Source organism: Adhaeribacter aerolatus (assembly GCF_007991635.1).
In the GTDB taxonomy this organism is placed as follows: Bacteria; Bacteroidota; Bacteroidia; order Cytophagales; family Hymenobacteraceae; genus Adhaeribacter; species Adhaeribacter aerolatus.
Map to the genome: position 1 here is coordinate 71,907 of NZ_BJYS01000042.1, position 7,925 is coordinate 79,831.

The window sequence follows — 7,925 nt, forward strand, 5'->3', positions numbered from 1 at the left end:
TACTTTTAATGTTTTAGCCTAGCGTTTTATTTATAAGTATGTCCTTTAAAATTAAGAATTATCATTTTCTAAATTCTCAAGATATTGGTCTTCATGCCAATAAGCAGATGATACTGGAAGAAGCATATTAGTTTTTGGATCGTGCAAACCTAAAAAGCCGAAAGAGACTTGTTGATTACTTTCCATTTCTTTTTTTAAGCCAAATAATAGATCAGTAACACTTTCAATTGTTTCATTCAACAACCAAAAAACTATAAACTTGGTAGTTAGGTAGTATTCCTCAGTTAATTTTTTAAGTTCTTTGAATTGCTTTGTAAATTTTTCCGAAGCTATAAACCTAGCGGTCATTGTATTTTCCTTACCTAACTGAAAAGTAAATGCATAACGGTTTAAATCTGCTTTTTTATGAATCAAAAATGACCTGTGTCCATAAAGTTTATTGATAAATTGATTATCAAGATCTTTAATGATTTTAGAAATAGGCTTTTTACCAAAATGATTATTAGGATCTCTTGCACACCTAGTTAATTGATTCCACATTAAAGTGTCATGGCGATTTTGCTTGTCGCCACAAACATAATTTGATAGTGTACTTAAATAATCAAAAATGGAAACCACATGATAAAGAATGCTATCGAAAATTGCTGAAACTTCCTTTTCAGAATGGTCAAAATATGGATTGCTTGGATAATAATCTCCTAAAATTTTATTAGGATCTATTTTAAACAATTCATTAAATCTATGTTCGATTGCAAAATGTTGCCGCATTAATAATTCTGTATGAAGTTTTGCAGAAAAGAATCTATACAGCACATTATCTCTTAACTCATAAATTTGCTCTTGTCCCCAAGAATTATCGATATAATGCTGATAGTCCATAGCAATAGCCATGAACCGTTTCTCCAAAAGTTCTTCCTTTTCATTTAATTTTTTAAATTCTGCATTTAGATCTTCAATATCCTTTACTGGCTTCTTCATTATTAGCAATGTTCAATACACAATATAATTTAGCCTTCTATTGATTTACCGTAAAATATTTTTTGTAAACGAATCCAGACATTGGCTTTTTAGATTGACTGTCCAAATAGGAAATAAGAATCCATTTGCCACGAACCTCTATTACAAAAACAATTTGCCCTTTTAATACTAATCCAATTCTAGAACTATTCTTCTTATTTGAAAATCTGAGGTTAACATTTGTTTTAGCTATTCTTTGTGAATACAATTGGCTAACTCTATATTCGACCAGTTTATTTATGTCTTCCTCTTTGATTGATAGTTCCTGTCTAATAGCCAATCTAAAATCTTCCTGAGTTAGTTGTTTCTCTGGATTTGCAAAGGTGTAAATAGCTAATAGGAATCCAATGGTGGACATAAGGTCAATTATAAATTGCCTAACCTTTGGGCTTTTAACTTTGTGATATTGTATGGTTAAACTTTGAGCTATCCCATCTCTTAAATTGCTTAAATAATCGACAACTGAAACTGCTTCATCTTGTGGAAGATGCGCCGTAGCATTCACAATGGATTCAGTAGTGTTTTCAAATTCTTCCATTTCACTCCATTGTTCATTTTTTATAAGGCTGTTCAAATATGAACTTGAAATACCTTGAATTGCTACACTAATTGCCTTGTTTTGATTGAAAAGGTCTTTCGGTGAATTCTTTATTATATTATTTAGTGATTGTGATAGTGATAATTGCGTTTGAAATACACTTGATAGAGTTGTATTTAAATTGGGGTTATTGTTAATGATTTTATGTAAAGAACTACTTAAGCCCTGAATTGCAACCATGTTTGATAATTCCTTATTTGAAAGGGTGTTGGTTGTTTTGGCAATATTTGCAATGTAATTTGTAGACGCAATGGCTTTAATAACTGAATCAGCTATCGAAGGTTGAGAAAATGACTTGGCTAAATTGGATAATGAAGTAGCCATTAAGGGATTCACTTTGACAGGCGAATGTAATGAAGAAATTTTAGTTAAATTTTGCGCCATATTCCCAGATAATAAGCTGGTTAAACTTTTATTTTGTTTATTCAAAGAATTAATAAGGTCTTCAATATTATCTAAATTCATACTATTGCTCTCTTTTAATATCTATCTAATTTCTTAATTTATCAAATATTCAGCTTCCCAGAATATAATACCTGTCATCTGTCTTATACTTCATGTTTTTCTCTTCCTTAAAACCTAAACCACCCTTCCTATATAATGAATCAAATAGTCCGGAAAAAGTAGGTGGTATAACTAATGGGTGATCTATATCTTTAATTTTTCCATTTATTTTATTAGTAATAATTCCCCCGCATATATCAAGTTCATCATTAGCAATTAAACTCCCATGTAGACCTTCCCTTATTCGCAAAAAATTTATAAAATCTCATGTTGATTTTCGGCTCTTCTTCAAAAATAAAAACAACACTTCTAAATCATCAACCCCAACACTCCAAGGAAAAGTATCATCTTCCCAAATTTCGAGTAATTCACTTAAATCAATTTGTATATAGCCAAATACTTCCTGAGTAACAATAATGGAGAAATAACTATGGTAATTTTTTGTTTTTAAATCAATAATATGGTTTTGAAGTTTTTGATCTTTATAAATCTTTAAAATTTCCTTATTCAAAAATTTTTCTTTTACTCGGTAGGCTTGGTCATAACCTTTTTGGATTGTTTCATTAAAATTTGCAATAATAAATGGGTATGCCCTATCCGGATTTCGCTTAGGTTCTTTTCTTTTGGAAGACTTTGCTTCTACAATAAAGGCAGCACCATCTACCAAAAAAAGTAAATCTTGTTCATGTCCATCTTGAGTGTAAAATCCTTTATGAACTATTGCTTTATTATTGAAAAAGTTTTGAAAAACCTCTATTATTTTATCTTCGAATTTCTTGCCACGAATCGCGAGCAATTTTTCTTTTAATTTGTTATTAATAAAGCAGAATTCAAATAGTGTATCGTAAATTGCATGTGCAACTTGTTTAAATTCCATACATTGATATTCATTTTCAATAACCTTATAAAGAGGTTTAGAAAGTAGCGGGTTTTTATCTGTATAGAATAAAAAATCATTTTCTTTCCTTGAAATTGTAAAAGTATCAAGAAATGCTTTGGCTTTTTCGGTGCCAAATTTTTCTTCCACTTCTTCAAAAGTAAATCTCATCATACTTCCATGATCATACATAAAATTGAAGAAATTGGTAAAATGATCAGGCATATGTTCCTGCCATTTATCTGGCATGACATTTTGATCTATCATTGATTGTGCAAACTCTTCCCAAGTTGGCTGATCGTCCTTTTTATGTATTTTTTCTTCTAAATATTTATTAGGCACTGAATCAATATAATTATAAATCGAAATAAAATCTTCTATACTAAGACCAAAATGGTTAATTATTTCCTTTTCTAATGGAGTGAAATACAACTTTATCCTTTCAATTACTTGCTCTTCATAATTTAATGCAGCTTGATTAAAAAAATTTAAGAAGGATGGCATTGCAACTCTCCTACGTTTAACCCAATCTTCATTAATCTCGGTCGATTCTTCAGGTAGAAAATATTGAACATAACCTTCCTCGATCTCAATTAGTAGAGATTTAATTTGTAACCAATCTTCTTCTGAAAATTTATTCCTTAAATTATTTCCTGAGTTCGGGTTTGAAGTGGCGTTTAACCCAGCCACATAATATAACTGTCGAAGTGGAGAGGTTAACCCTTTTAATGAATCTATTGGATTATCAAAGGAAATAAATTGCTTCATACTACTTAAATCCCCAAGAAATAACGAAGTGTCAAATTGAGCAACAATATTCTTGAGCTCTTTAGATTTCTGCTCCAAATCAATTTTCATAGATATATATTTTCTAAACCTCACCCCTCTTTTCGCCAAATTTACTCGGATCTTTTTTTCCAGCAGCGCGCTTCCGACAAACTAGGAGGCAATTTCGGTAGTTAGGTTTTTCATCTTTTCTTCAAAAGGAACGCCATCTGTTTCTTCGGCTTCGGAACCCACGTAACGGCCCGGTGAAAGCACAAAATTATTGGCTTCTATTTCGGGGAGGGTAGCGGCTTTGCAGAAGCCATCCATATCTGTATAGCTGCCGTTCAGGTTGCGCCACTGGTGGTAGGTATCGGCTATTTTGGCAATATCTTCGTCGTGGAAAACGCGCAAGCGGCGGCTGGCCATCTGGCCCAGTTTGCGGGCATCTATAAACAATACTTCCTGTTGGCGCTGGCGGTGTTCGCCGTTGCGGCCGTCGCGGTTTTTGCTTAATATAAACAGGCAGGCGGGTATGCCGGTGGTCAGGAATAGTTTATCGGGCATTAGCACAATGCAATCTACCATGTGGTGGCGGAGCATGTATTCGCGCACGTTTTTTTCGCCGGCCTTCCCGGAGGCCATGGCACCATTGGCCATTACCACGCAGCCCGTGCCGCGTGCACTTAAATGGTGCCAGATGGTCTGGAACCACATGTAGTTGGCGTTGCCGGGGGTGGTAAACAGTTCTTTGGCCCCAAACAAACGCGGGTCGTTTTCGGGCAGCAGTTCGGGGTGCCAGTTAGAAATATTAAACGGCGGGTTCATGAGGGCGTAATCGGCCTTCAGGTCGGGGAACTTGTCGGTCAGGAGCGAGTCGCCGAGCTTTACCTCAAAGGAGAGGTTGCGCAAAAGCAAATTCATTTTGCAGAGGCGCAGGGTGCCTTCGTAGCGTTCCTGGCCGTAAATAGAAATATCGTTTTTATCGCCGCCGTGGGCCTGCCCAAATTTTAAACTTTGCACAAACATGCCGCCGCTGCCGCAGGCCAAATCCAGGATACGGCCGCGCAGGGGTTCTATCATTTCTACGAGCAAACGCACCACCGAGCCCGGCGTAAAAAACTGCCCGGCACCGGAGCCTTCGGCCATGGCAAATTTGCCAATGTAATATTCGTACACCCGGCCGTAAATATCGCTTTCGGGGTTGTTTACCTCCGAGAACTTATCCTGCGAAAACAAATTAATAAGGCCCGCTACCTGGGTAGGCGATAACTGGCTTCTGACAAAAATGGGTTCCAGTACACCGGCAAAATCGGGGTTGCGGGCGCTCAGGATGTCGTTTATGGTTACAAAGGCTTTATCTACCTTTACTTTTATATCGTCCTGTTCGGCGTTTTCGCGCAGGTAAGTCCAGGTAGCTTCGGGGGGCAACCGATACACATTTTTTACCTGGTATTCCAGTTCATCGTCCAGCACTTCCGATAAATAGGCGGCCTGTTGTTCGGCAGAGAAGTGCGCAAAGCTTTGCGCCCCTCCAGTTTCCTCTAAAACCCGCCCTTGCAATTCCTGTTTCCGGATTTCGTACCGCTCCGATAAATGCTTCAGGAACAACAACGACAATACGTAATCTTTATACTGGTTTTCGGCTACGGCACCGCGCAACTCGTTGGCGGCATTCCACAACTCGTTTTCAAAATCTATATCGGCTTTTGGTTTGGTACTCGGGGTATTCTTTTTGGCCATGTAAAAAATTGGTCTGGTATTTTATTGAGGTCTTAATGTAAGGAAAATATCCTTTGCTGATTGGCAAATGCCCTGAAAGAATATTAAATATTTTTAATGTTGGTAGCAACGGCCACTAGCGGCCCGGGTCAGGCGGCGGCACCGGGCTCCGGCTTTGGTGGTACCAGCGCATTGCACCGATTCTCCTCTGGTTTCGCCGGAGGTTGCTGCTGCCGGTACCAAATTATTTATCGGCGTAACGGTTGGCTGGGGCGTTGCCGGGCCATTACCGGGTTTGCACACCGAGCAGGCGGTTAACCCTTCGGCCAGCGCCGCCTGAATGTTAATAGCAAAAGAACTTTTGAGATAGCCGCAGGTGGCCACGTGGTATTTGGCGCCCGTCCGGGTTTTGTAAACCGTTTGGGCGTGTACCGCCACCAGGGTTAGTAAAAGGAAGAAAAGGCTAAGTAAAAGTTTTCGCATGGGCAATGGCTTTCCTGGTCAGCGGTTCCGGATTTAATGGGCCAAATATAGGCTAATGGGTATAATTAAAAATACCTATAATTAGGTATTTGGCTTACCCGGAGTAAGGTACAAGCTACCGTAAAAATCTTAGAAGCATTACTTTAAAGCGGCTCGGAGCATAACCGGCATTAGAAATGCTTTATTTTCAATATAGGGCTTTCGCAAAATTATCAAAAGTCCCCCTTTGGAGGGGGCAAGGGGGAGGATTTACTAGGTTAAAAAACCATTTTGCGAAAGTCCTATAATTATTAATTCTGCGTATAAATTTACTTTAAACCTTATAAAATTGTATTCTATTCAAAAACTAAAGAACGTATTATTTGCTATTCTCCTGGTAATCAGTTAAGTTTATTTAAGCAATTGCCATTTCCTTTCTCGTTTTCACACCTTTAATTAGCCCAGACTTAGGCTGGGAGTTTTGGCGCTTCATTTTCTTTTTTAGCCAGGCCTGCTATTTTATTAACCTGGTAGCTGAAAAGGACTTTTCCTGAACCTGCAATATTCATAAAATTCCCATCCTAAACTGCTGTCGTATGCAAGCAAAACTATTACTTACCGGATTTTTCTTAACCACTAGTTTATCTTTGGCGGCTCAAAATTCTAGTGTGCCCACGGCGGCCCTGGTAAACCGGCTGGTTACTACGGTAGCCCATGTAAAAGCCGGCGAAACCGTAATTTTAAAAGGCGATAAATCGCAACTGGATTTGATGGATGCCCTGGGCGAGCAAATCCATCAGAAAGGCGCATACCCGGTTATTATGCTGCAATCCGAAAGGTTGGCAAAGGCCGCTATGTTAAGTGTGCCCGAAGCCGATTTACTGGCGCACCATAAAGCTATTCATAAACTGGATAACAAAGCCGACCTAACCATTTATTTTTCGTCTAATATCGATTACAATGCTATTAACCAGCAGGTGCCGGAGGCATACGGCGAAAAACGGCGGCAGGCCATGCAGGCGTTTCATAACGGGGTGCCCGAAAACATGGCTACTTTCCGGGAAGTGTACGTAATGCTGCCGAACCAAAAAGATGCCGCAAGTGAAGGCATTGCTTACGCCACTTACGAAAAAATGATATTGGCCGCCATGGCTGCCGATTACGAAGTCATGGCGGCCAAAGGCAAGCAATTAGGCGCGCTGCTGCTAACGGGCAAACAAGTAAAAGTTACCAACCCCAACGGCACCAACTTTAGTTTTGCCTTAGCGGGCCGGCCTTTTTCTATTAACGACGGCGTTATTTCGGAAGCCGATTTAAAAAGTTCGCTGGAGATAGATCGGCAGGTTTCGTTACCGACCGGTATGCTCTTTGTTTCGGGCGACGAAAGCTCGGGCAAAGGCAAAATAGTGGCTGTTCGGGATCGCCAGTACGGCAACCAGGGGCAGGTAAAATTAACAAATGCCGCTTACACCTTCGAAAACGGCAAAGTAGCCCAAGCCACCGCAACCACTAACCAGGCTTTTCTGGATAAAAAGTTAAAAGTGGCTGAACCCATGGCTACCCAGTTTGGCGGCTTAATGATTGGGCTAAACCCGGCGCTGAAAGTACTCAGCGATACCCAACAGGATTTCCGCCCTTACGAAGCCGAAGGCATGGTGTATATTCAGTTGGGGGGCAACGACTGGATGGGAGGCGCCAACAAAGTAAAAGATGGCTTTGCACTACCCATAGAAAATGCCACTGTAACTGTAGATGGAAAAATTATTTTGAAAGACGGCAAACTGGTACTCAATTCTGTAGCCAGCGTTAAATAAAGCGGCCGCCACCGCCGTTAGGCCTTTTAGCCAATATCTTATTCCTTAACGATTAGCTAACCCGAAATATTACTTGGTTCCTGATTTCTGGTGGCTGCCCGGCCGCTTGTCTTGCTTTTCAGCTCCAGGCTGGTTGGGCATGCTTTCATTAATGGTTGATGGGAAC

At 39.5% G+C, this 7,925-nt stretch carries 6 protein-coding genes; 1 reads left to right on the plus strand and 5 read right to left on the minus strand.

Annotation, left to right across the window (positions count from 1 at the left end; genetic code table 11):
• Positions 1-51 precede the first annotated feature (51 nt).
• From AAE02nite_RS21890 to AAE02nite_RS21910, 5 genes are all read right to left on the minus strand, one after another.
• Positions 52-978 (minus strand): hypothetical protein, encoded by a 927-nt coding sequence (locus AAE02nite_RS21890; RefSeq protein ID WP_146903218.1) that lies wholly within the window; start codon positions 976-978, stop codon positions 52-54.
• Positions 979-1,015: 37 nt separating this feature from the next.
• A complete protein-coding gene (locus tag AAE02nite_RS21895; RefSeq protein WP_146903222.1) occupies positions 1,016-2,080 on the minus strand; it encodes an SH3 domain-containing protein in 1,065 nt (354 codons plus the stop codon).
• Positions 2,081-2,384: 304 nt separating this feature from the next.
• Positions 2,385-3,854, minus strand: a complete 1,470-nt coding sequence (locus AAE02nite_RS21900) for a hypothetical protein (protein ID WP_146903226.1) — start codon at positions 3,852-3,854, stop codon at positions 2,385-2,387.
• Between the two features lie 81 nt (positions 3,855-3,935).
• Positions 3,936-5,504 carry a type I restriction-modification system subunit M gene (locus tag AAE02nite_RS21905; RefSeq protein ID WP_146903229.1) on the minus strand — a complete coding sequence of 523 codons (1,569 nt, stop codon included), beginning with the start codon at positions 5,502-5,504 and terminating at the stop codon, positions 3,936-3,938.
• A gap of 93 nt (positions 5,505-5,597) precedes the next feature.
• Complete coding sequence (locus AAE02nite_RS21910) at positions 5,598-5,966, minus strand: hypothetical protein (RefSeq protein ID WP_146903234.1); 369 nt, start codon at positions 5,964-5,966, stop codon at positions 5,598-5,600.
• Positions 5,967-6,541: 575 nt separating this feature from the next.
• Between AAE02nite_RS21910 and AAE02nite_RS21915 the strand changes: the two genes are divergently transcribed.
• Positions 6,542-7,759: an aminopeptidase gene (locus AAE02nite_RS21915; RefSeq protein ID WP_146903237.1), complete on the plus strand. Its 1,218-nt coding sequence runs from the start codon at positions 6,542-6,544 to the stop codon at positions 7,757-7,759.
• Positions 7,760-7,925 lie beyond the last annotated feature (166 nt).